At 58.8% G+C, this 23,280-nt stretch carries 16 protein-coding genes; 13 read left to right on the forward strand and 3 right to left on the reverse strand.

The window, feature by feature from the left end; translation table 11 throughout:
- Nucleotides 1-9 precede the first annotated feature (9 nt).
- The 6 genes from GGD57_RS22065 (at nucleotide 10) to GGD57_RS22090 (ending at nucleotide 9,237) form a co-directional block, all read left to right on the forward strand.
- The gene (locus GGD57_RS22065; protein ID WP_184472401.1) at nucleotides 10-1,329 is read left to right on the forward strand and encodes an O-antigen ligase family protein; all 1,320 of its coding nucleotides are present in this window, start codon (nucleotides 10-12) and stop codon (nucleotides 1,327-1,329) included.
- Entirely contained in the window at nucleotides 1,326-3,455 is a 2,130-nt protein-coding gene (locus tag GGD57_RS22070) for a right-handed parallel beta-helix repeat-containing protein (protein WP_184472402.1), read from the forward strand. The genes GGD57_RS22065 and GGD57_RS22070 overlap by 4 nt, the downstream gene beginning before the upstream one ends.
- 495 nt (nucleotides 3,456-3,950) lie before the next feature.
- On the forward strand, nucleotides 3,951-4,808 hold the full coding sequence (locus tag GGD57_RS22075; RefSeq protein ID WP_184472502.1) for a WecB/TagA/CpsF family glycosyltransferase: 858 nt from the start codon (nucleotides 3,951-3,953) through the stop codon (nucleotides 4,806-4,808).
- Between the two features lie 15 nt (nucleotides 4,809-4,823).
- A complete protein-coding gene (locus GGD57_RS22080) occupies nucleotides 4,824-6,317 on the forward strand; it encodes a sugar transferase (RefSeq protein ID WP_184472403.1) in 1,494 nt (497 codons plus the stop codon).
- Between the two features lie 45 nt (nucleotides 6,318-6,362).
- On the forward strand, nucleotides 6,363-7,406 hold the full coding sequence (locus GGD57_RS22085) for a UDP-glucuronic acid decarboxylase family protein (protein ID WP_184472404.1): 1,044 nt from the start codon (nucleotides 6,363-6,365) through the stop codon (nucleotides 7,404-7,406).
- A 4-nt stretch (nucleotides 7,407-7,410) separates the two neighbouring features.
- Entirely contained in the window at nucleotides 7,411-9,237 is a 1,827-nt protein-coding gene (locus GGD57_RS22090) for a glycosyltransferase (RefSeq protein WP_184472405.1), read from the forward strand.
- Nucleotides 9,238-9,446: 209 nt separating this feature from the next.
- On the opposite strand, the gene GGD57_RS22095 is transcribed toward GGD57_RS22090, so the two are convergent.
- Nucleotides 9,447-10,163 (reverse strand): LuxR C-terminal-related transcriptional regulator, encoded by a 717-nt coding sequence (locus tag GGD57_RS22095; RefSeq protein WP_432443392.1) that lies wholly within the window; start codon nucleotides 10,161-10,163, stop codon nucleotides 9,447-9,449.
- 610 nt (nucleotides 10,164-10,773) lie between these two features.
- Here GGD57_RS22095 and GGD57_RS22100 point away from each other — a divergent pair.
- Genes GGD57_RS22100 through GGD57_RS22125 form a run of 6 tightly spaced genes read left to right on the forward strand, consistent with a single transcriptional unit; the run spans nucleotide 10,774 to nucleotide 16,302 of the window.
- On the forward strand, nucleotides 10,774-11,280 hold the full coding sequence (locus GGD57_RS22100) for an acyltransferase (RefSeq protein WP_184472407.1): 507 nt from the start codon (nucleotides 10,774-10,776) through the stop codon (nucleotides 11,278-11,280).
- On the forward strand, nucleotides 11,277-12,314 hold the full coding sequence (locus GGD57_RS22105; RefSeq protein WP_085740194.1) for a Gfo/Idh/MocA family protein: 1,038 nt from the start codon (nucleotides 11,277-11,279) through the stop codon (nucleotides 12,312-12,314). Before GGD57_RS22100 ends, GGD57_RS22105 begins: the two co-directional genes overlap by 4 nt.
- On the forward strand, nucleotides 12,311-13,414 hold the full coding sequence (locus tag GGD57_RS22110) for a DegT/DnrJ/EryC1/StrS family aminotransferase (RefSeq protein WP_184472408.1): 1,104 nt from the start codon (nucleotides 12,311-12,313) through the stop codon (nucleotides 13,412-13,414). Before GGD57_RS22105 ends, GGD57_RS22110 begins: the two co-directional genes overlap by 4 nt.
- The gene (locus GGD57_RS22115; protein ID WP_184472409.1) at nucleotides 13,404-14,120 is read left to right on the forward strand and encodes an acyltransferase; all 717 of its coding nucleotides are present in this window, start codon (nucleotides 13,404-13,406) and stop codon (nucleotides 14,118-14,120) included. Before GGD57_RS22110 ends, GGD57_RS22115 begins: the two co-directional genes overlap by 11 nt.
- Nucleotides 14,117-15,088: an NAD-dependent epimerase/dehydratase family protein gene (locus tag GGD57_RS22120; protein WP_184472410.1), complete on the forward strand. Its 972-nt coding sequence runs from the start codon at nucleotides 14,117-14,119 to the stop codon at nucleotides 15,086-15,088. The genes GGD57_RS22115 and GGD57_RS22120 overlap by 4 nt, the downstream gene beginning before the upstream one ends.
- Nucleotides 15,085-16,302, forward strand: coding sequence for a DegT/DnrJ/EryC1/StrS family aminotransferase (locus GGD57_RS22125; protein WP_184472411.1), 1,218 nt, complete (start codon nucleotides 15,085-15,087; stop codon nucleotides 16,300-16,302). Before GGD57_RS22120 ends, GGD57_RS22125 begins: the two co-directional genes overlap by 4 nt.
- Before the next feature lie 71 nt (nucleotides 16,303-16,373).
- On the opposite strand, the gene GGD57_RS22130 is transcribed toward GGD57_RS22125, so the two are convergent.
- Both GGD57_RS22130 and GGD57_RS22135 read right to left on the reverse strand, forming a co-directional pair.
- A complete protein-coding gene (locus tag GGD57_RS22130; RefSeq protein WP_184472412.1) occupies nucleotides 16,374-17,882 on the reverse strand; it encodes an O-antigen translocase in 1,509 nt (502 codons plus the stop codon).
- Between the two features lie 109 nt (nucleotides 17,883-17,991).
- The gene (locus GGD57_RS22135; protein ID WP_184472413.1) at nucleotides 17,992-19,317 is read right to left on the reverse strand and encodes a polysaccharide biosynthesis/export family protein; all 1,326 of its coding nucleotides are present in this window, start codon (nucleotides 19,315-19,317) and stop codon (nucleotides 17,992-17,994) included.
- Between the two features lie 546 nt (nucleotides 19,318-19,863).
- Here GGD57_RS22135 and GGD57_RS22140 point away from each other — a divergent pair.
- A partial coding sequence (locus GGD57_RS22140) for a DUF4082 domain-containing protein (RefSeq protein ID WP_246713715.1) occupies nucleotides 19,864-23,280 on the forward strand: 3,417 nt, incomplete at its 3' end.

A 23,280-nucleotide genomic window follows, 5' to 3' on the forward strand; every position in this document is an offset into this window, starting at 1 on the left:
GGACGGATAATGAGAGTAGATAGCCTCACCACTGCCAGCGGACCAACGATTAGTTGGCGGGCCATAGAATGCTGGGGCGCCGGAATATCCCTGTTTCTTCAGGCAGGCGCCTTTCTGCCGCTTATCCTTGCCGATGCCGACGGAGCCCTCAGCGAATCCGCCAGATCTATACTGAGAATTCCTTGCCTTCCGGTGTATTTATTTACAATTATTATTCTGGTGCGAAATTTTTCGCAATTTCTACTGGCAATCAGGCGAAATTTTATTATTCCTCTGATCCTCATCATGCCATTTCTGTCTACGCTGTGGTCAATCGATCCTACAACAAGCTTGCGGCGTGCAATCGGCCTTTTGTTTTGCCTGCTTCTTTCCTATGTCCTGGCGATACGTTTCACGCCAAGGCAGTTGCTGTTCCTGTTATTCGTGACCTTCGGAAGCTGTATCTTCCTCAGCGTGATTATGTCCGTAGTGTCACCAAGCCTCGCCACCATGCCGGATGGCGCCATGCGAGGCGTCTTCATTCACAAGAACGTCCTGGGCTGGTACGCGTGTTTGATGATCCTGGTGGCGACGGCGGTGCTGATGGACGGGACGCTCGGCCTGCGGCGAACCGCGTTCGTCTTGTTGGGCGCGGGTATCATCTGCCTTGCAAGCTCTGGATCGATGACCGCTATCATTGCAACGTCAGCGGCGTTTTGCCTGATCGGCTTTTATTCCCTCCTGCAAAGAAGCAGCAGCATCGGCCGTGTCGTCGTCGTCCTGCTTTTCGTTCAACTGGCTATCGGCATACTGATTTCGCTGCACGAGTTCCTGGTTCCGGCCCTTGAAGCGCTCGGCAAGGACGCGACTTTGACGGGCCGGGTGCCATTGTGGGAGCTGGTTGATCGCGAAATATCCGATCGCTGGATGCTTGGCTATGGTTATCAAGCTTTCTGGACAACTGAGAATCGCGAAGCGACGCAGATATGGTTCAAGTTGGGATGGGCAGCGCCCCACGCCCACAACGGATACCGCGATATCTTGTTGAGCTTTGGAATCATGGGAATGATCCCATTTGCTCTGATGCTTCTCCACGCAATCCACCAGGGCGCGGTTCTTCAATGTCATGACCCGCAGTACGGGTGGCTGTGGCTCAATGTCCTTACGATCATGATCCTGGTGATGAATCTGACCGAGAGTTTTTTTCTGGTTCAGAATGACACTATCTTCATCCTGTTTACGGCAGCCATCATTATGTTTTCACTATATGCGCCCGTCGTTTCGATCAGCCCTTCGCCACCTTGGCAGGCGCCCTCGCGAGACCTTGCGAACGGGTTGCAGATATCATGAGGCGGCGGCGTTTTAGAGTGCTCCTGGGCCTTTTGCCTGTGCTGATCTTTCCGCAGTCCGGCAATCCGGCTTCAGCCGGAGCAGAGATAGTTGCGCCGGAGCGCTTTCAGATGCTTGTCAGGGAGGCGACTTGCGCGGAAGCTCCCGCGACCTCGTCAGCCAAGTTGAATGAGACTTCTTTAAGCGGAGTATTGGACGGCAGCGCCGAACCGCGGACAATATTTTACGTTTCTCCGGAGGGCAAAGACAGTTGGAGCGGCCTCCTTCCGACTGCAAATCAGCAGGTGGGCGACGGCCCTTTCGCCAGCATTGAAAGAGCGCGTGATGCTGCCCGTGCGAAGGGCGGCGCCAACACCATCGCGCTTGGTAAAGGCGACTACTACCTTACTCAGCCAATTGTCTTCGACTCCCGCGATGCGGGGCTGATCCTCACGGCAAGATGCAATGAAACGCCGATTTTGCATGGGGGGCTACGCGCAGGCAACTGGGTGCAGCAGGCCGATGGTCGCTGGACGGCACCGCTGAAATTGCCGCCGGGTGAAGGCGTCGGCGACCTTTTCGTCAATGGGATACGCCAAACTCCGGCTCGATTTCCCAACGCTCCTGCAGATGGCGATCCCCGCAAGGGATGGTTGTTTGCCGCGAAGTGCAATCCCGCCATCGACATGGGCAAAGGAAACACGAGCTTTTGTTTCCATGCCGGCGACCTTCCGGCAGTGGATGATACAAGTAGACTGATCGTGGACATCGTTGGCGGGTTTCAACCCGGAAGCCAGTGGGGCAATGACACGCTACCAGTCGTATCCATCGATAGCGCAAGCCGGACCGTTACTACGAAAGGCACAGACTATTTCTTTACCGCAGAAGGAAGCCGCTATTTCCTGACCGGAGCCAAGGCCCTGCTCGATGCGCCCGGAGAGTGGTGGTACGACCTTGCAGCGGGCCAGCTTTATTACATCCCTGTCGATCAGGCGTTATCCGATTCCGTCGCTGTGGCCGGCATTCTGCCAACATTCTTCAAGTTGGACGGAGCCAATGGGATGGTTATTTCAGCGCTCGAGTTGAGAGATGGAGCGCCTGAAGGCAGCGGCAAGTTCGATACGGAAACCAGGGGATTTGGCGCCATACGGATCGAACACGCGGATGGCGTCAAGATCCTCGGCAACAGCATCGAAAATGTCGGCGTCGGGGTCCATGTGACGGAGAGCAAGGATGCGCTGATCGCCGCCAATGTGATTGCGGATGTGGCTGGCAACGGGATTTACGTCGGCACGAACTATGGCACGTTCCTGAAGTCGAACGGCGCCAGGATCCTTTCAAACCATATGCATGATATCGGAAAGGTTTACATTGAAACCGCCGGAATATGGTTCCAGGCGGCCGACAATGTCAGGATTGCCGACAACCTGATCGAAAACACAGCGCAGTTCGGAATCGCCGGCGGCTCGCTGTGGGGTTCCAACGACGCCGTCTATAACGCCGTCATCGAGCACAACGTAGTCCATAACGCCAATCAGCAGACGGCAGACGGCGGTGCCATCAAGATGATGGGCGAGCAGGGCGACCCTCTCAACAGCACCATCCGCTCCAATCTCGTGACCGGGACCGGTCATCTGATGAACAGGGCGGATGGGACGTTCTGGCCTCCGGGATATGAGAATACCAGCGAATGGCCATCTCCTATCAGCTGGGCGATCTATACGGACGGGAAGGCAAGCGGGGTGCGTATCGAGGGAAATACGCTCTCGGGCAATGTCACGGCGATCGGTATCAACGGCGGCTGGAGCAATCTGGTGACGGGAAACGTCATCACCCATGGTTCGGGCGCGGCTTTTCGCGTTGATGACGGCACCGGCAGGGGTTGGCGTCCGCCATGGGCACGCCCTAATCGTATCGAGGAGAATGTCGTATCGGTTGACAGTGACAGCGGCCCTGTCGCCTATGTCAACGCTCCTGACCACGGGCCTGGTTACGCACAGTTCGCACGCAACCGCTACAGCGGCAACTTGAACAACCAGAGCTTCCGATTAGACCCGGGGATCATGCCTTCGGGAGAATTTGGCGGTCTGAGGGATCTTCAGAAGGCCGGGGTGGATACCGGAAGCGTAATCGCTCCGTCCGAGTAGCAAAAGCCGCCGCGACGAGCAGGGTTCTCTGCCGATAAAGTCTGCAGCCATGGCGAGTTTTACAGCCTTCAGTCATGCGTACACGCGCAGCCGATAGCCGCTGCTGGCGCGATCGATCGCGTCAAGGTGAACGCCTTTTGAGCGTCGGATCTGGCGACGTCTGCGGCGGCAGACAGGGCATAACGCTAGAATATGCCGCAGCCTTCATCTCTCCTCGGCGGTCGTGCTCAAACCTCACCCGCCACGTTCGCGCGAAAGCGAATATCATCCGCAACTCGGGGATGGTTAAAACCGCTGTTCCGCGGCAGCGGCCATCAAAAGGAGCAACGTGGAAGGCTGCGGGGTACATAGACTTACTTCGAATATTGTATGTCATCCCAGCGTAAGACGTAAATACGAAGTCTCGTCTACGTCCAATAGCTGGAGCCGCAAGTATGGAGGCAACCGGCCTGCCGGGATATTCTGATGACAGTTTCGGTCGCGAAAGCGCAGGTCATGAGAGAACAACCAGCAGACAGCAGCCAAATTTCAGCTCTTCATCCAAAGGGCTCCTTGAAATGGACGAATGTTCTTGGAGTTCGCATCTCGGCAGTCAATCTCAAAAGCGCGACCGGATTTATTCAAAAAGCCATCGAAGACGGCAGGAAGGAATATGTGTGCGTTCGTGACGCGCACGGCGTCGTTCGTTGTCAAGACGATCCCGAGCTCCGGTCGATCCATAACCGTGCGTTCCTCGTGACCCCCGATGGCATGCCGCTGGTATGGGCACTGAAGCATGCGGGTCATGTGGACAGCGACAGGGTCTATGGACCGGATCTCATGTTGTCCGTTTTCGATGCCGGCAGCTCCAGGGGCTTGCGCCACTTCCTTTATGGCGCAACGGCCGAAACGCTCGAACAGCTGCAGGCGCGCCTTCTGGCAAAATTTCCGCATGCACGGATCGTCGGCTCCTACGCGCCGCCCTTTCGCAGCCTGTCGACGCCTGAGGAAACGGATATTGCCGCGATGCTCAATCGGTCGGGTGCCGATATCATCTGGGTCGGGCTGAGCAGCCCCAAACAGGAACTCTGGATGGCGCGGATGCGCGATCGTCTGGACGCGTCGATGCTCATCGGCGTCGGAGCCGCATTCGATTTCCACGCCGGCCTCAAGCGGCAGGCTCCAAGGATCATTCAAAGAAGCGGCTTCGAATGGGCGTTCCGTCTTCTATGCGAGCCGCGACGGCTGTGGCGGCGCTATGCGCTCGTCGTGCCGACCTTCATCTCACTGACAGCGATCCAGAAACTGGGACTTCGGAAGTTTCCGATCGAAGACGCCGTTTCCGGATCGGGTGCGTCGGGACAAATGCAGTAAAGGAGTCGAAGCATCATGTTCTCATTTGCGCCGTCTACGATGACACCGGGTCCGTCGAAGGCATCCACGTCAAACGACGTGACGGCGCGAGCGATTCCGGCAGGTTCCGTGCCGCCCATAGCAGCCAAGACCGCCGAAACCTTTATACGGGCAGGGCTGAACAGGCCCGCCGCACTGGGGCGCCAATTTCCTCGGCTTGCGACCTCGTGCTTCCTGGTCGCCGGCGATATTGCAAGTTATCTGATTGCCTATTTTATCCTCCTGTCTTTCCTTCCCGATGGTTGGGAGGGCATGCTCATAGAGCGTGCGTTCACGATCGCAGCCCTGGCAGCGATCATTCTTTACGCATCGGCCGGCCTCTATCCTGGATATCGGCTGCATGACCATGAACATCTGCGGCGGCGCACCATCGCTGCCGTCAAGGTGGCCGTCCTGGCGGCATTCGCAGCATTTATCCTGCCCGAAGGGGGAGGATTGCTGCTTGCCACTATCGGGTTCCTCGGTCTCGCGCTGATTGTACAGCCCCTTGTGCATTGGCTTGCACGAAGCCTGTGCCGGAGACTGGGGTTCTGGGGGGAGCGCGCGGTTGTCATAGGGGGGAGGAACCTTGCTCCCGCGCTCGTGGCACATTTCAAGGACCATTGGCAGTATGGCATCAGGCCGGAGCCCTTTTCCCCCGATAGTTTGGAAGCATTGCCGGATGGCGGGCCATTCATTGCCGTGATTGCCGGCGATACAGGCTCGTTTGCACCCGACCTGGCAGCGATGCGTCGGAAGTTCACCGAAGTCATTCTGCTGTCCGACACGCCGAGCCTTAAGGTCAGCGGATTGCGACCTGCCGATGTCGGCGGAGAGATCGGTATTCGCCTCGCCGCCGGTCGCAGTTCGGTCAACTCGGAACTGGTTCGCCGGATCCTCAATCTCGCAATCGCCATCCCTGCAACGATCGTGGTCGCGCCGTTTATCGCGATAGCAGCAGCTGCAATCTATGCCATCGATCCAGGCCCCGTCTTCTTCCGGCAAGCCAGGGAAGGGCTGTCCGGCAAGCCGGTGCGTGTCCTGAAACTGAGAACCATGTACCAAGATGCAGAACAGCGCCTTGAAGCACTCTTCCGAGACAACCCTGCCATGCGTGCGGAGTGGTTGAGCCACTTCAAGCTCAAGGAAGATCCACGCATCCTTCCAATCGTAGGACATATGCTGCGCTCTTCGAGCATCGACGAGCTCCCGCAACTGGTGAATATCATTGCAGGGGAGATGGACTTCGTCGGACCACGACCGTTTCCGGAATATCACCTTTCGGCGATGGATAGCGAATTTCGTGACAAGCGGCGTTCGGTCACACCGGGGCTGACGGGTCTCTGGCAGATATCTGAAAGAAGCAATGCTGATATCGAGCTGCAACAGCAACTCGACGAGTTCTACATCGACAACCGGTCCCTGTGGTTCGACCTGCACATCATTCTCAGCACAATTCCTGCGGTCTTAAAGGGCAAGGGAGCCTGCTGACCATCCTCGCTTCCATTTGGCAATCATCAACAACGGAGCACACCAATGCACGGACAAAAGCGGATTATGGTAACCGGCGGCACCGGATTTCTGGGATCATTCTTGTGCGAAAGACTTTTACGAGAGGGCAATGACGTCCTTTGCGTCGACAATTACTACACCGGTTTGCGCGACAATGTGCTGCATCTTCTTGACGACCCTCGCTTTGAGATGCTCCGCCATGACATTACCTTCCCGCTCTATGTGGAGGTCGACGAGATCTACAACCTCGCCTGTCCCGCATCGCCGGTCCACTATCAGCACGACCCGGTGCAGACCGTGAAGACCAATGTGCACGGGGCCATCAATATGCTCGGCCTGGCCAAACGCACCAAGGCGAAGATCTTTCAGGCATCCACGAGCGAAGTATATGGCGATCCGGCAGTCCACCCTCAACCCGAGGAGTATCGAGGCAGCGTTAATCCGATAGGCCCGCGGGCATGCTATGACGAAGGCAAGCGCTGCGCCGAGACGCTGTTCTTCGACTATCATCGTCAATATGGCGTGGAAATTCGGGTGGCGCGGATCTTCAATACCTACGGGCCGCGAATGCAGACCAATGACGGCCGCGTCGTCTCCAATTTCATTGTCCAGGCACTTCAGAACGAACCGATCACCATTTTCGGCGACGGCAAGCAAACACGGTCATTTTGCTACGTGGATGACCTGATCGACGGCTTTATCCGCTTGATGGCGGCGCCAGCCGGCGTGACAGGCCCCATCAATCTCGGCAATCCCGGAGAATTCCAGGTCCGTGAATTGGCGGAAATGGTGGTCGAAATGACGGGATCGAAGTCCGACATCGTCTTCAAGGCACTACCGATCGACGACCCGACACAGCGCAAGCCCGATATCAGCCGCGCAACGCAGCAACTGGGCTGGCAGCCGAAGGTAAACCTTCGGGAGGGGCTTGAGAAAACGATCGCCTATTTCGAGTGGAAGCTTTCCGGCGGAGTAAAGAACAAGTTCGGCGTCCGCAGCCCGTCCGAAGCTTATCGGCATCTGGCGGCTGCGAGCGTCGGACTCACTGCTCCGGAAGCCGCTCGATAGAGACATGAATAGCAACGTTCACCATCGAAAACCGCGACTCGTTTTTTTTCAATGGGACCATCAGCCCAATGCGAACGCGGCCGGTTACCTGCTGCTGCACATGCAGCAGCAGGCCAAATGCCTCGCAACACATTTCGATGTCGTCATCATTAACCGCGACTGCGATTATGCTGAGATATGCGACAGATACGAGCCGGATCTGACGTTGTTTGAAAGCGGTTATCGCTCGCATGGCTCACGTCGGATAAAAATCACCAATACCAACACCCATGTCGCCGTCCCGAAGCTTGGCCTTCATAACGCCGATGCGTGGTGCGATCGACGCGCCGGCTTCCTCTCGGATATGGAGCAATGGGGCATTGAGGCATATTTCGCGATCGCCACGATGGCTCCGGAATATATGCCGGCGGTGAAGGAGAACCTGTTCGTCTGGCCCAATTTCATCGATCCGGAAGTCTACCGCGACTATGGACAGCAAAAGGTCGTCCCGGTCACGCTTACCGGCCAGGTCTATGGTCTTTATCCCTGGCGACAGACGGTCTTTCCGATGATCCGCGACCGTTACCCCTGCCTGGTCTCCCCGCAACACGCCTATGAGAGCAAGCTGGCCTCTCAGTTCCTGTCTGGAGAGGCCTATGCGCGCGCGCTCAACGCAAGCCTCGTCGTTCCCACCTGCGGCACGATGGGCGGCGAGGTCGTACGCAAGCACTTCGAAATTCCCGGGGCGAAAGCCTGTCTGGTGACGGAACGTACGGCAGCCGTGGAGGCCGCCGGCTTTGTCGATATGGAGAACTGCGTCTTTGTTGACGGCCACAACGTGGTCGAGCGACTGGATTACCTTTTTGCCCATCCCGACGAACTACAGCGGATCACGACAGCCGGTTACAGTTTGATCCATTCGCGTCATACGCTGCACCACAGACCGCAAATATATCAGTGGTTCACGCTGAACAAAGGCTTGCAGTTCGGCGAAAAGATCATCCAATCCGGCCCCTTCGGCGATCTGGTAAAGGTAAAGCGGGTTGCAAAGCACGAGAGCGTCCATGTCGTGGGGGAAGCGAGTGATCGCGCGCTCCTGAAGCAGGGCGACCTGCTTCTCGAGCAAGGCAAGGTGGTGGAGGCGAAGCACTGTTACGCACGCTGCCTGGACTATGTGTCCTACCTGCCCGAAGCTAAATTCCGCCTTGCCATCTGTGCATTGCAGGAGGGCGATGCCGATCGCTCCTATGACCTTCTGGTGGACCTGGTCAAGGTGACCATGATCGAATACGGGGCGGTTGATCCGGATCCGGTCGAGTGGGCGTATTTCTTGCTCGCTTTGATCTGCAAAGGCAAACTTGAGCGGGCGCGGAGGCTGCAGGATTTTTATCCATCCTTATCTCACGACGAATTCAGGCGGGCGCGCCTCGTCATCGCGCAACTCGGTCGCTCGGGTGGGGTCGTCCCGGGACGGTATGGCAGGGATCGAAAAAGCATTCACCAGCTTCCCGCCCGAAGCGATTCCGAATGGCTCGTATGGTTCGCCAATATCCTTGAACAGTGCCGGCAGCCGGATCTGGCAAATCTTCTTGGTCACGCTCCTATTGGCGGAAGCGGGACGAGCGAGAAAACAGCCGCGCCATACTTCAAGCGTGATGCTGGCTGGCGCCTGCGATTATATTCAGGCGTCGATGGCCTGATGGTGAAACTGCGCCTGAATAGTTTGCGCCCGAATGTACCGCCGCTGCCGGAGTTCCGATATCTCCGGAACCTGGTGCGGGCGTTCGTCCCCGAGTCGCAAAGAGGCGCGTTGCGCAGGATCCGAACGGCGCTTCTGGGGCCTCCTGTGTAACCAGCAGCAAGGGCTCGGGGCATAAGTGCGCAGCCTCACCTGGAGAGGCGCGCATAGCAAGCTCCCTGGGTGAGGCTGAAGATAGGTCACGAGGTCTCGATGCCCGTCGCGTGACTGACTCGGTGGCGCATTTGCCGTGCGCCACCGAGGATTTTAGCGCAGAATGTGTTCGTGACTGAAGTAATGAACCGCTGCCAGCAACAGCATCGTCAGTTCGCCACCAAACCGCCCGGAAGATTATTCTGAAAAAGATCGTTGAGCTTGAACACAACTTCCGTTCTGTTGGTCGCTTTGACCTTTTTCATGATGTTGCGAACATGCACCTTGACGGTGCTTTCCCGCAGATTGAGCTCGTAGGCAATGATCTTGTTCGCCTTTCCGCGCCGCAGTGCCGCCACGACTTCGGCCTGACGATCCGTGAAAATCCCGGCCAACGGATGCGTTGTCGAATTGCTCGACTGCAGCAGGTGACGCATGGCGAACAGGGCGCTTGCGGGTACGAAAAGTCCTCCTGCTACCGATAGCGCGATCAGTTCCATGCAGACGCTGATGCTGACGGTGGCAGGTATGTAACCCTTGGCTCCGCAATCGATCGCCTTTACGATTTGCGCGAAATCGTCACTGTCAGACAATATGATGACCGGTGTCGACACGAATTCCGACGACAGGCTCTTGATCTGCTCCGAAACGGCAGGGTCGTCGACCATCTTGCCACCGACGTTCAAGAGGATCGCCGACAGCGGAGGATATTCGTCGCGCTTTTGCTTCCACTCCTCAATCGATCCAAACGCCAGAATGAGGAAATCTTTCGTGTGGGCGGCCATACATTGCGCAAGGCAGTGCCGATCAAGTTCCCGCTTGTCGAGAATGACAAGCGACTGCTTTGAACGCGACGGTCGCGCAATCGCCGTCTCACCGTCTTCCATCTCCAGGGGAAGAGACACGTCTTCCCGCCTGTGGTTTATTGAATCCAAAGCCCCATCCTCCCAAACTGGTACACGTCTTACCCAAAAGTCGATTATTGAACTCCCCTATAAATACGGGAGCTTAATCAGCAAAAGTGCTAATTTAATACCACAGTTTCGGTGCAGTAACACTAATTAATAGTGGTTACCTCGCAGCACATAAGTTCCGTGAAAAGGTGAAAATGGTTAAATTTCATAAATGACAAGTCTATTTCTAAGTCATTTTCACAACACTGCCCGGATTTTCTGTCTGTATTCAATTTAATTCGCTAAACCCGTGGAAACTATGCCCGTCCTCTATGGAGAGGACCAGGATCGATCATTGCGCGACCTGCAGCCGCCGCCGATCGATCGCCATGGGCGATCCAGGGCAAGCATCATCCGATCATAGTAAGCAACTACGCCTTTTGGCGAATAAGCTTCAACGTTTTGTTTCTTTACTAAGATGGAGAAAACAATTCACTTTGGATGCGAGAGTTATAGTTGCCCTGATGAAATGAAACCTTGAGCACCTTCATGCGATCGACGGTTTCAGCCAGATCTGGGCCTGTTGAGTAGGGGGCGAGGTGGAATGATTGCATCGAACGTCAAGCTGGGTGACGGCTGCGTTATCCATCATCAAGATCTCGTCAATCTCTACGGCTGCACGATCGGCGCAGGAACGCGCATCGGCACCTTCGTTGAAATCCAGAAAAACGTCCTCGTCGGAAAAGACTGCAAAATATCCAGTCATTCCTTCCTCTGCGAAGGCGTGACGCTGGAAGACGGCGTTTTCATCGGCCACGGGGTCATGTTCACCAACGATACTTACCCGCGCGCCGTCAACGCGGACGGCAGTCTGCAGACGGAGGCAGACTGGGTTGTCATCCCCACTGTAGTCAAGCGCCATGCGTCGATCGGCAGCAACGCCACCATTCTGCCCGGCGTGATCATCGGCGAGGCCGCACAGGTCGGCGCCGGCGCTGTCGTCACCAAGGATGTGCCTGACGGCGCCATTGTTGCCGGCGTTCCGGCGAGAATTACCGGTCGCGTTCATGACCGGCCAGTCAACATGCAAGCGTTGGGAGGAATGCGATGATCGGCATTGCAGTTGTCGGATATGGGTATTGGGGCCCGAACCTGGTTCGTAACATCTCGGAAGCGGCCGGCGCGCACCTGGTTTCCGTTTGTGATTTGAATGTCGAACGACTGGCGGCCGTTAAAAGCCGGTATCCCGCGATAACGATCACCGACAATTTCGAGGAAGTTCTGCGCGATCCGAGAGTGGATGCGATTGCCATCGCAACGCCCGTCTCGACCCATTTCAAGCTCGCAATGCAGGCGATGATGGCCGGCAAGCATGTCTTCGTCGAAAAGCCGATGGCATCGACGACGGAGGAAGCCGCGCGGATGGTCGAAGAGGCCGCGCGCCGGCGCCTCGTGCTGGCAGTGGATCATACCTTCGTCCACACAGGCGCCGTCCGCAAGATGCGCGAACTGGTCGAAAGCGGCTTGGGCGACATGTATTATTACGACTCCGTCCGGGTCAATCTGGGACTCTTCCAGCACGATGTCAGCGTCATCTGGGACCTTGCGGTGCATGATCTCTCCATCCTGGACCATGTCGTGCAGGAAAGGCCGGTGGCCGTCTCAGCGACGGGCATGAGCCATGTGCTTGGCGAGCCGGAGAACATCGCCTATCTCACGCTCTTCTTCGAAAGCAAGCTTATCGCCCACGTCCACGTCAATTGGCTGGCACCGGTCAAGGTCCGCCGCACGCTGATCGGCTGCAGCAACAAGATGATTGTCTATGACGATCTGGAGCCCAGCGAAAAGATCAAGGTCTATGACAAGGGCATCACCATGTGCCCGAATTCCGATGCCTATGGCGAGAAGGTGCATCAGATGATGGTCGGCTACCGCAGCGGCGACATGTGGGCGCCCAAGCTCGATATGACCGAGGCACTGAAACGGGAGCTGGATCAGTTCGTCGAGTGCATCGAGCAGAATTCGCGCCCGATTGCAGACGGCCACGCCGGGTTGCGTGTCGTGCGTATCCTTGAAGCCGCAAGCCGGTCGCTCGCTCAGCGCGGTCGCATCATCGAGCTCGAAGAGGCGAGGCGCATTGCATGATCCCGTTCCTGGACCTCAAAGCACAATATCAATCGATCAAGAGCGAAATCGACGCCGCCGTGCTCGGCGTCCTGGCCTCCGGGCAATATATACTCGGCGAAGAGGTTGCCCGCCTCCAGCAGGAATTCGCCGAGTATTGCAACGTCAAACATGCGATAGCGGTCAACACCGGAACGAGTGCCCTGCATCTGTCGCTTCTCGCGGCAGGCGTCGGCCCGGGCGATGAAGTCATCACCGTGCCATTTACCTTCGTCGCGACCGTATCGGCGATCTGTTACGCCGGTGCGCGGCCTGTTTTCGTCGATGTCGAACCCGTAACGCTGACGATGGACCCGGCTCAACTCGAGGCGAAGATCACCCCCCGCACCAAGGCCATCATTCCCGTCCATCTCTACGGGCAGATGGCCGATATGGACGCGATCAAGGCGATTGCCGACCACTATCGGATACCGATCATCGAGGATGCCTGTCAGGCGCATGGGGCACAATACAAAGGCGCGCGCGCCGGCAGCATCGGCACGTCAGGCTGCTTCAGCTTCTATCCCGGCAAAAATCTCGGCGCCTGCGGCGAGGGGGGTATCGTCGTCACCAACAGCGACGATCAGGCCAAAACGATGCGCATGCTGCGCGACTGGGGCCAGGAACAGCGCTATCACCATCTGCTGAAGGGCTTCAACTACCGCATGGATGCCATTCAGGGTGCGATCCTGCGCATCAAGCTGCGGCATCTCGAAGCCTGGACCGAAGCGCGGCGCGCCCATGGACGCCGCTACTCGCAGCTGCTTGGCGGCTCGGCGAATTTGAGGACGCCTGTCGAAATCCTCGATCGGCGCCACGTCTATCACGTCTATGCCATCAGAAGCCGCGATCGCGACGAGCTTCAGCGCGCACTGACCGCCGAGGGCATTCAGTCGGGGCTGCACTATCCGATCCCCGTTCATCTGCAGAAGGCCCATGCCGACCTTGGCTACCAGGCCGGGGATTTCCCCATCTCGGAAGCCGCTGCACGGGAGGTTCTCTCACTGCCGATCTATCCCGAGATGCCGGCCTGGCACGTCGATCAGGTGGCCGCCGCGCTGGAATACGCCTATGCCAGCTAATCCAGGCGAGGCCCGGGTCGTGCAGGCAGTCCACGGCCGCCATGAAAGACCGGCAGACCCCGCCTACCAGGCCGGGTTGGCCGAAGAACTCAGGCTGTCATACGGGCGCGCCGGCCTGATCGAACTCTATGGTCGCTTCGCAACAGGCGACGGCGTCGTCGACACGATGATGCGCAAGGCCATCTGGCAAGCGATCACGCGGAGCTGCGGCACGGGATTGCAGGTCGCAGGCGGCGCCGGCTTCAAACACCCGGAGACGTTCGAGATCGGCAACGGCGTGTTCATCGGCGCTCAAGCCTATATCCAGGGGCGCTACGACGGCACCTGCGTGATCGGCGACAATGTCTGGATCGGGCCGATGGCCTATTTCGACGCGCGCAATCTGGTGATCGAGGATTCCGTCGGGTGGGGGCCGGGCGCCAAGGTGCTTGGCTCGACCCACACCGCATTGCCAGTCGACGTGCCGATCATTCGCACGGATCTCGAAATCAAGCCGGTCCGCATCTGTGCGGAGGCCGATATCGGAACGAATGCGACCATTCTTCCCGGCGTGACCATCGGGAAGGGGGCGATCGTCGGAGCGGGGGCAGTTGTCGTTTCCGACGTCGAGCCGTTCTCGGTCGCCGCGGGCGTACCGGCGAAATTCATACGTTGGCGTTCGGAGAATGATCCGATGACGAACATATCGCGTGAGGGAAGATCATGAGAAATCAACGAGTACTCATTACCGGCGGCGCCGGTCTGATCGGGTCGCATATTGCCGATCTCGTCGCATTGGAAAAACCGCGTGAAATCATCATCCTCGACAATTTCGTGCGCGGGCGCCGGGATAATCTCAGCACGGCAATATCAAGCGGCTCCGTCAACATCATCGAGGGCGATATCCGCGACAGGGCGCTTCTGGCAAAAACCTTCGAAGGCGTCGACATCGTCTTTCACCAGGCCGCGATCCGCATTACGCAGTGCGCGGAAGACCCGCGGCTCGCTTTCGATGTGCTGGCCGAAGGCACGTTCAATGTTCTCGAAGCGGCCGTCAAGGCAGGCGTGTCGAAGGTCGTCGCGGCTTCCTCTGCATCTGTGCTCGGACTCGCCGAAAGCTTCCCGACGACCGAACAGCATCATCCCTACAATAACCGGACGATCTACGGCGCGGCCAAGACCTTCAACGAGGGGCTGTTGCGCAGCTTCGCGGAAATGTACGGCCTGCGCTATGTGGCGCTGCGCTATTTCAATGTCTACGGACCGCGAATGGACGTTTACGGCGCCTATACGGAGGTGCTGATCCGCTGGATGGAACGCCTTGCGGCCGGAATGCCGCCGCTCATCTATGGAGACGGTAGCCAGACGATGGACTTCGTCGATGCACGCGACATCGCGCGGGCAAACATTCTCGCCGCCAAGAGCGACGTCACGGACGAAGTCTTCAATGTCGCGAGCGGCCAGGAAATAAGCCTCCTGGAACTCGCTCAGATGCTGAGCAGCGTCATGGGCGTTTCACTCGAGCCCCAGCACAAAGAGGCCCGGACCGTCAACGGCGTAACCCGCCGTCTTGCCGATATCAGCAAGGCCGAACGGCTCCTCGGTTTCAAGGCGGAAATATCTATGGAACAGGGGCTTCGCGATCTCGTTGCCTGGTGGCAGCAGCAGACAGTCGCGGGAGGGGCCGCAGCATGAGTTCACCTCAATCCACAATTCCCGTCGCCAAGCCCGTTCTCGGGGAGGAAGAGGCCGAGGCCACGCGCCGTGTCATCCTGTCGGGGTGGGTGACGCAGGGGCCGGAAGTCGCAGCTTTTGAGAAGGAATTCGCGGCCTTCGTCGGCTCCGAGCACGCCTGTGCCGTCTCCAACTGCACGACGGCGCTTCACCTCGCCCTGATGGCGGTCGGCGTAGGTTCCGGTGACGAAGTCATCACGGTCAGCCATTCGTTCATCGCAACGGCGAACGCCGTTCGATACTGCAATGCGGTGCCCGTCTTGGTCGACATCGAGCCTGACGGTTACAATATCGACCCCAGCTCAATCGAAACGGCGATTACGCCTCGCACCAAGGCAATCCTGTGCGTTCATCAGCTCGGCATGCCTTGCGATCTCCGTTCGATCGTGGAGATCGGCAAGCGCCATTCGATACCGGTTATCGAGGATGCTGCCTGTGCATCGGGAAGCGAAATCCTCTGGGACGGGCGGTGGGAAAAGATCGGCAAACCGCATGGTGATATTGCCTGCTTCTCCTTCCATCCCCGCAAGGTCGTCACCACGGGTGACGGTGGCATGCTGACGACTGTGAATCCGGAATATGACCGAAAATTCCGGCTGTGGCGTCAGCATGGCATGAGCGTCACCGACGCTGTCCGCCACGGCTCGAAGCAGGTGATCTTCGAGGACTATGATGAGCTCGGCTACAACTACCGTATGACCGACCTCCAGGCCGCCGTCGGACGGGTCCAGCTGCGGCGGCTGCCGGAGCTGGTTGCACAGCGACGGCGATTTGCCTCGCACTATTGCGAGGGACTGTCCAGGATCCCGGGTCTGTCGATTCCGGTCGAGCCTGGCTGGGCTCGCAGCAACTGGCAGAGCTTCTGCGTGAGATTGTCCGATGGAATCGATCAGCGGGCAGTCATGCAGACGATGCTCGATCAAGGGATATCGACGCGGCGCGGCGTGATGAACATTCACCTGGAAGGCGCCTATGCCAATCAGAGCTGCCATCGCGTCGCCACCAGTCTGACGCGAAGCGTATCTGCGCAGCAGCAAACGATCATCCTGCCGCTTTATGCCCAGATGACGGAGGTTGATATCGTCAGGGTCGTCGAGACCTTGCGCCAGGCCCTTGCTGAGGCCACCGCCGGCCGCGTCATCCGTCAGCCCGAGCAGGACCCAGTACCTGCATGAAGTGATGCCTGCACACCGCGGCATGTGGATAAGACATCAGGAAAGCGCGCATCATCTGATGCGCGCTTTCCTTATGCGGATTTCGCGATCCATCCTCTGACGGTTGCGGGCAGCGCCTCCGGTGGAAGCAGTTCGACCAGCATGCGCAGCGAGTAAAGCCCGCTCACGACCACGGCGAGGCAGCCGATCACCATCGCCGACCACGCCGGTAAGAGGAAAAAGGCCGAGACGACCAATCCCGATGCAGGCAGGAAGAGAAGCGCGTGTCTGCGATTGGCAGGCGACCAGCGAAAGCCGGTGAGCCGTCGCACGATCACGTAAATCAGAATGCTGTGCCAGACGTAGAGGCCGAAGAACGCCATGCCGGCCCCTGACGTGCCGAACTCTGATACGAAGAGCCACGCCAGCCCCACATGCACCAGCGTCGCTGCGACCTCCGTCCAAAAGAAGATCGTCTGCGCACCCTTCGCCAGGACGATGAAACCCATCGGCCAAGCGACGATCCTGAGCATCATCCCAAGGCAGATCCAACGCAGAAGATCCACAGCCCCGTGAAACTCCGCGGAATAGAACAAACTCATGACGAGTGGCGCCAGGGTCAAGGTGGCAATCAGACCGGGGCCGGCCAGCAATATGCTGATTTCCGCCTGTTCATTGACCAGCCGGTTGCACTCGGCCTTGTTGTTTGCGATGGCGGTCAAGCGCGGATAGAAGTCCGTTCCCATCGCCTGCAGGATGAAACCGGCGTAAAGACCGCCAAGCGCCCAGGCTGCCTGATACAATCCCGCCGCGATGACACCCCCTTGATTCAGCACGATAATGCGGATGGCATAGGCCGCGCCGAAGGTCAGAAGTCCGCTGGCCATAAAAGCGACACCGAGCCGGAACAGAGCTTTTGCTTCCAGGCCGAACTGGCGCGGCGACATCGCCGGCGGCCGCGTGGATATTTGTTTGCTGTACCACCAGGTGGGAAGGAACGAGACGGCCGCGATTGCCACGAGCGAGGGTGCGATCGCCTTTTCGCCGAACAGATAGATCAGCGGGATGCTGACGATCGTGCCGAACAGCCCTGAAAGCACATTGATGCGGGCAAGATTTGCAATGCCCCGCAAGCCCTGGATCAACGCAGCCTGCCCGGCAGCGATAAGCCGAAAGAATACGGCCAGGGAGAGCAGCACAATGCCGCCGGCGTGCTGGTAGTCGCCGAAGGTGAATTTCGAGACCGGAAACGCCAGCGCCGCAAGCAAAACCCCGCCAAGTAACCCGAGCACCAGCGATATGCGTCTGAGCGCTGTCGCCGATCGCGCGATCTTCTCGTCGTCGCCGGCGCCCGCCGCCTCGGCGACCCGGCGCACACCGCTGCTGCTCACGCCCAGACCAGCAATCGCCTGCGCGATATCGAGGATTGCTCCGTAAAGGCCGAGAAGCCCCACGCCTTCAGGACCGAGAAGAACGGCGAGCGCCTTGTTGCGAACGATGCTCAGAGCGACATTGACCAGCGAAGAACCGCCCATCAGCATCGTCGACTTGAGGATTTGGGTATAAGTCTGACCGCTGGGTGGGGTCATGCGCAAGGTCATCGCTCAACCCCAGCTGCCAGGTTAGATTCTTTGAGGCAGGCGGCGTGAGCGCCTTGACCGCGCCCGAACCTCCGCTCCAACTTTGTTGAGAACACATGCATGTCACGGGTCACTGGCCGGCTCGATCTGCAAGCGCTTGGGTCTCGAAAGATGGGTTTGAGTCGGCCTGAGGCGAATTGTCCAAAATATGCGGCTGAACGACTCTCACGACATCGCCGGGGGCCAGGGTCGTCGTCTCCGCGGCTTGAAACTGGTTGATTTGACCTGCGTTGCGACGGGTCACGCTAAAGGTAAGCGGGAGTTCCTCGACGAGGTTCTTGACGCCGTCATTGCTCCCAAGATCTGCGATGAGCAGCTTCTGAAGTGTTTCGCGCTTTAGCTTGTATTGATCGAGACTTGCCCGTTCGGACTGAGCTTCGGTCGCCACTTCGCTCCGGCGTGCGTCGTAAAGTCCCTCGAGGTTCCGCGTCGTCTCGCTGATCGCCTGCCGGCCCCGCATGATGGCGGTGACAAGGTCGAGCTTGTCGGAGCGGTAAGTCGTCAGCAAACGTTCCAGATCCATCTGCCTGGACGAGATCGTCAGGCCTTTCTGGACAAGGGACTTGACGCTGACCAGTTGGTCCTCGACCGATTTGATATTGTCGTCGGCACCCGTCAGCTTCTCTTCCAATGTCGACATTTCCTTGATCAAAAGATCGCGTAATTCCGTGAACGCCCTCGACTGCCTCTCCAACGCACTGGCGCGAGCCCGAAAGATAATCCTTTCCTCGTTGTATATTCCGGCAGCAAATTGCCGATCGTCGCCGGTCGCCTGATCGAAGGTAATCTCGTTGGCTTCATCCATCTCCGCCTGGAGCCGCGCGAGCCTCGCGGTGCTGCGCAGGATCGAGTGATCGATTTCACGCAATTCTCCTACGATTTGGATCGAATGCGTTTGCTGCTCATCTCTGGCGCGACGCGGCCCGCCGCTCATTGCCAGCGATTGCAGGACGGTCAATCCGGGGCGGAAACCGTACTGCCCAGGCGTGGTAACGTCTCCCACGACGTAGATCGGCGGGTATTCGAGGATTTCGATCGTGACCGCCGGCGCCTGAACCAAACCGATCTTTTCCTGCAGACGCTTGCCGATTTCGTTTGTGAGGTCGGCGTTTGTTCGATTGCCGACGGAAAGAGGTCCAAGAAACGGTAGAAAGACCGTGCCGTCATCCGAGACCGTGTATTCGCCGCCAAGCGCATCCCATCGTTCATATTGGCCCCTGGACTGCATCCATTGGACGATCGTCAGGCGGATCTTCGTCTGTGGAGCCAAGGTTTGTGAAGCCGGGGGCGCGCTGTCGGCGAGAGCCGGCGGCGCAGCTCCGGCAAGAAGGAGGAGTGCGCCGATGACAGCTGTCGCACGAAAGAAGTGGTGGAGCGTGCGGTGCGATGAATTCATGTACATATCTCGCCTGCAAACCATCCTTAACCCAACGCTGGTCCAATACTTTGAACGCTGTTCGAACGCCGGACCAGGTCCGAACCCGTCTCACCAGTGTGCAGTCTGGCGAAGCCTTGAGGAAGGTGGAGGCCGTTTGCTTTGCCTCATCACTATTGATGAGGTGGGGGCGAGTGCTTCACCCCACGTCGACCGGAAGCATATATCCCTGCGCGGCAAAGAGGCATTATCCTGAAAAATCAACGGCTATGCACGCAGGAATAGGCGCGCTCGCCGCGAAGGACGGCAAACGGGCACGGCGCGGAAATCGGCCCTTGCTGGATCGAAGATGCCGCCATCCCAATGGCCCGTGCCGTCGCCCGAACCGTCACGTGCGCGACTGGTTGTCCCGTCTCCGGGCCTATCCGGCAGGCCGTTCCAAAAGGATGCCGCGAGTAGAGCAAAAGGCGTATGATATACTCGCTTATTTTTGGACTATACTTCAGTGCTCCATATTGAGCGATCCTCATAGCTTCGATCCTGACAATCTCGCGAGAGGTGCCTCCCATGTATCGCAACGCTCGTCGCTGGACTGCGCGCTCACTCCTGGTGGATTCGTTGGTTCCCCAATGGTTGACTTTCGGCGGAAAGGAAAGGCCGCGCAAGCCGGCCGAAAAGCACGGGGATAGTGCTCAACTCGCGGCAGCGGTGCCAACCACGGACGGAAACAAGCAGGGCACCCTTGTCGACGGTGCCGATAAGGACGCGGCGCTCAACGAGCATGATGTTGGGCAGGCAGCGGGCGTGAGCGGCGACACGGACGGTCGGGCCGACAACAGCGTCGCAACGCCGCCATTGCCTGACGCTTTCACAACCAACCGCGAATTGGAAGCGCCAAGCGGTCATATAGCCGTGTCTGTCCCGTCCGGCCATATGCCGGGTTTTGCACATTTCGCGCCGGATGCGGACAGGGTTTCGTTCGGAGCCGCATCGTCTCTTGCGCGCAGCTACGGCGGAATGAGCTCCATCGGCGACGATCCTCTGGCTTCATATTTGCCGCAAAGCCCTGCACCGACAGTTTCGGGGCAAGATTCTGCTGCCGTGGGGGCTGAGCGTACACACTCGGGCAAGGTCGTCATCCTCGAATCGGCGCCGTCAGCGCAATTGACTGCGCATCATGCCGGGCCGAATGCGCTGGCGGTTGGCATGCCCTTTGGTGTGTGCGGATGCGGCTACTATACCTCCCCCACGCGGATTCTCGATTGGGCCCATGGCAGCGGCCTGCTTCAGCAGGACGGTCAGTTGCCGGGGACCAAATTTACCGACGGGCCGGACTATGTGTCGACGATCAAGAAGGCCATCGGCGCCTCGGTCAGCGATCCGCTTCTCGATCGCGACGTATCCTCGTTCGCGGGCTGGCGCGCAACCGTAGACCTGATGAACTCGGCGATGTCAAACGGATCATTGCCCGGCGGCGGAGAGATGGGAACGGGAACCGGCACCAAGGGTATCGCCGTTCTTTCCGGCTCGGTGACGAAGCCACCTCAAATTTCTGCGCAGCGGTCGTTGGCAACGCAAGATCTGGCCGCCGCCGCAGCGGTGGCGAGCAATGCGATCGTGCTGGAAAACCAGAAGCAGGGCAATCCGGAGAGCGAGTGGGGCCTGAGCGGCGCCGGCAGCACCAACATCGAAGGGTTTGCGACCGATATCAGCGTCGACAACGGCAGCACGATCAACTTTAAGATCAATACCAATTCCACCAACTATCGGATCGATATCTATCGGCTCGGCTATTATGGCGGCATGGGCGCCCGCAAGGTCACGACCATACAGCATACCGGATTGCAGACCCAGCCCAATCCGCTGCGCAATGCCGCGACCGGCACGGTGGACGCCGGCAACTGGGCCGTCTCGGCGTCCTGGGCCGTACCTAGCGATGCCGTCTCAGGCGTCTATATCGCCAAGCTCGTGCGTCAGGACGGCACCTTCGGCGAAAATCAGATCCCGTTCATCGTGCGCGACGACGCCAGTCACAGCGACGTCGTCTTCCAGACCGCAGACGAGACCTGGCAAGCTTACAACGGCTGGGGTGGCGCAAACTTCTATGGCGGCAACGGCCCGGCGACAGGGCAGGGGGCAGGCCGCGCCTATGCGCTCAGTTACAACAGGCCGATTGCGACCCGCGACGGGGTCGGCACTTATGCCGGCCCCCAGGACTATCTGTTCGGGGCGGAATATGCAGGCATCTACTGGCTGGAACAGAACGGTTACGACGTTTCCTATATGTCGGGCATCGACGTCGATCGCTATGGCAGCCTGTTGCTCAATCACAAGACCTACATCGATGCCGGGCACGACGAATATTGGTCGGGACAGCAGCGAACCAATGTCGAAGCCGCGCGCGACGCGGGCGTCAACCTGATGTTCTGGAGCGGTAACGAGGTCTATTGGCGTACCCGTTGGGGCAATGCCTATAGTGCCGACGGAACACCCTACCGCACCCTGATCTCCTACAAGGAGACATGGGGACCTCCCGGTACCAGCCTCGATCCTTCCAACGAATGGACGGGCACCTTCCGCGATCCGCGTCTCAGCCCGCCGGCCATCGGCGGCGGCAATCCCGAGAATTCGCTGACCGGCCAATTGTTCAAGGTCGACGACGTGGGCGGCAATCTTGGCGCGATCACGGTTGGCTATGATGACGCCAATCTGCGCTTCTGGCGCAATACGAGCGTCGCAAACCTTCAGCCCGGCCAGACCGCAACGCTCACCAAGAATTATCTTGGCTACGAGTGGGATGAAGCGCCTGACAATGGCTTCGATCCGGCCGGGCTCGTGAAGCTGTCGTCGACGACACTGCCAGTCACCACCTACTTGCTCGACTACGGAAACACTACCGGCAGTGCGAACGCGACCCACAATCTGACGCTCTATCGCGCCCCCAGCGGTGCGCTGGTGTTCGGCGCCGGTACGGTCTATTGGACATGGGGCCTGAGCGATAATCACGATAACGAGGCGACCCCCACCGATCCTCGCGTCCAGCAGGCGATGGTCAATCTGCTCGCCGACATGGGCATTCAGCCGGGGACGCTGCAATCCGGGCTTACCGCCGCGACCGGTTCCACCGATGCCGTTGCTCCGACCTCCGTCATCACGGTGCCAGGTACGGTGGCCGCTAATTCAACCGTGACGATTTCAGGCACCGCTGCCGATACGGGCGGCGGGGTCGTCGCCAGCGTCGAAGTTTCGACCGACAATGGTGCGAGCTGGCATCCGGCGACGGGCGACGAGAACTGGACCTACTCATGGACCCCGGCGATTGCAGGGACCTATACGATCCGGTCGCGGGCGGTGGACGACAGCATCAATCTCGAGACACCTTCGGCGGGGCGCACCGTCACCGTCACCGGGCCGACGTTTACCTCTCTCTTCGGTGGCGCGACGCCGGCGGTCGTCAACACCGACGATTCTGCCGCCGTCGAGCTCGGGGTCAAATTCCAATCGTCCGTGGCGGGCACGGTCAGCGGCATCCGTTTTTACAAGAGCAGCCTGGATACGGGCACACATACGGGATCGCTCTGGTCAAGCACGGGTACGCGGCTTGCGACCCTCACCTTCACCAATGAGACTGCCAGCGGCTGGCAGTCTGCGACTTTCACGAGTCCGGTGACGTTGACAGCTGGACAGACCTATACGGCATCCTACCATACGAATGTCGGCAACTATTCGACGACCGCCAACTACTTCCTCTCCAATGTGACGAGTGGCCCGCTGACGGCGCCGGCAAGCGGCAACGGCGTCTATAACTATGGCAATAGCGCGTTCCCGACGAGCAGCTTCGACCAGACGAACTATTGGGTCGATGTGATGTTCAATCCCTCGAATGCGAACAACACGACGCCGACGGCGGTTGCCGATACGGGTGACGCCACCGAGAAAGGCGGTGTCGCCAATGGTTCGGGCGGCATCGCCGCCAGCGGCAAC

Origin of the sequence: Rhizobium esperanzae, from assembly GCF_014197615.1 — a bacterium.
Lineage (GTDB): Bacteria > Pseudomonadota > Alphaproteobacteria > Rhizobiales > Rhizobiaceae > Rhizobium > Rhizobium esperanzae_A.

Coding starts and splice junctions, on each gene's coding strand:
- GGD57_RS22125 (WP_184472411.1), top strand. CDS start 15,085: ATGAGTTCACCTCAATCCACAATTCCCGTCGCCAAGCCCGTTCTCGGG.
- GGD57_RS22085 (WP_184472404.1), top strand. CDS start 6,363: ATGCACGGACAAAAGCGGATTATGGTAACCGGCGGCACCGGATTTCTG.
- GGD57_RS22090 (WP_184472405.1), top strand. CDS start 7,411: ATGAATAGCAACGTTCACCATCGAAAACCGCGACTCGTTTTTTTTCAA.
- GGD57_RS22070 (WP_184472402.1), top strand. CDS start 1,326: ATGAGGCGGCGGCGTTTTAGAGTGCTCCTGGGCCTTTTGCCTGTGCTG.
- GGD57_RS22105 (WP_085740194.1), top strand. CDS start 11,277: ATGATCGGCATTGCAGTTGTCGGATATGGGTATTGGGGCCCGAACCTG.
- GGD57_RS22110 (WP_184472408.1), top strand. CDS start 12,311: ATGATCCCGTTCCTGGACCTCAAAGCACAATATCAATCGATCAAGAGC.
- GGD57_RS22130 (WP_184472412.1), bottom strand. CDS start 17,882: ATGACCTTGCGCATGACCCCACCCAGCGGTCAGACTTATACCCAAATC.
- GGD57_RS22135 (WP_184472413.1), bottom strand. CDS start 19,317: ATGAATTCATCGCACCGCACGCTCCACCACTTCTTTCGTGCGACAGCT.
- GGD57_RS22120 (WP_184472410.1), top strand. CDS start 14,117: ATGAGAAATCAACGAGTACTCATTACCGGCGGCGCCGGTCTGATCGGG.
- GGD57_RS22065 (WP_184472401.1), top strand. CDS start 10: ATGAGAGTAGATAGCCTCACCACTGCCAGCGGACCAACGATTAGTTGG.
- GGD57_RS22075 (WP_184472502.1), top strand. CDS start 3,951: ATGAGAGAACAACCAGCAGACAGCAGCCAAATTTCAGCTCTTCATCCA.
- GGD57_RS22100 (WP_184472407.1), top strand. CDS start 10,774: ATGATTGCATCGAACGTCAAGCTGGGTGACGGCTGCGTTATCCATCAT.
- GGD57_RS22080 (WP_184472403.1), top strand. CDS start 4,824: ATGTTCTCATTTGCGCCGTCTACGATGACACCGGGTCCGTCGAAGGCA.
- GGD57_RS22115 (WP_184472409.1), top strand. CDS start 13,404: ATGCCAGCTAATCCAGGCGAGGCCCGGGTCGTGCAGGCAGTCCACGGC.
- GGD57_RS22095 (WP_432443392.1), bottom strand. CDS start 10,163: ATGGAAGACGGTGAGACGGCGATTGCGCGACCGTCGCGTTCAAAGCAG.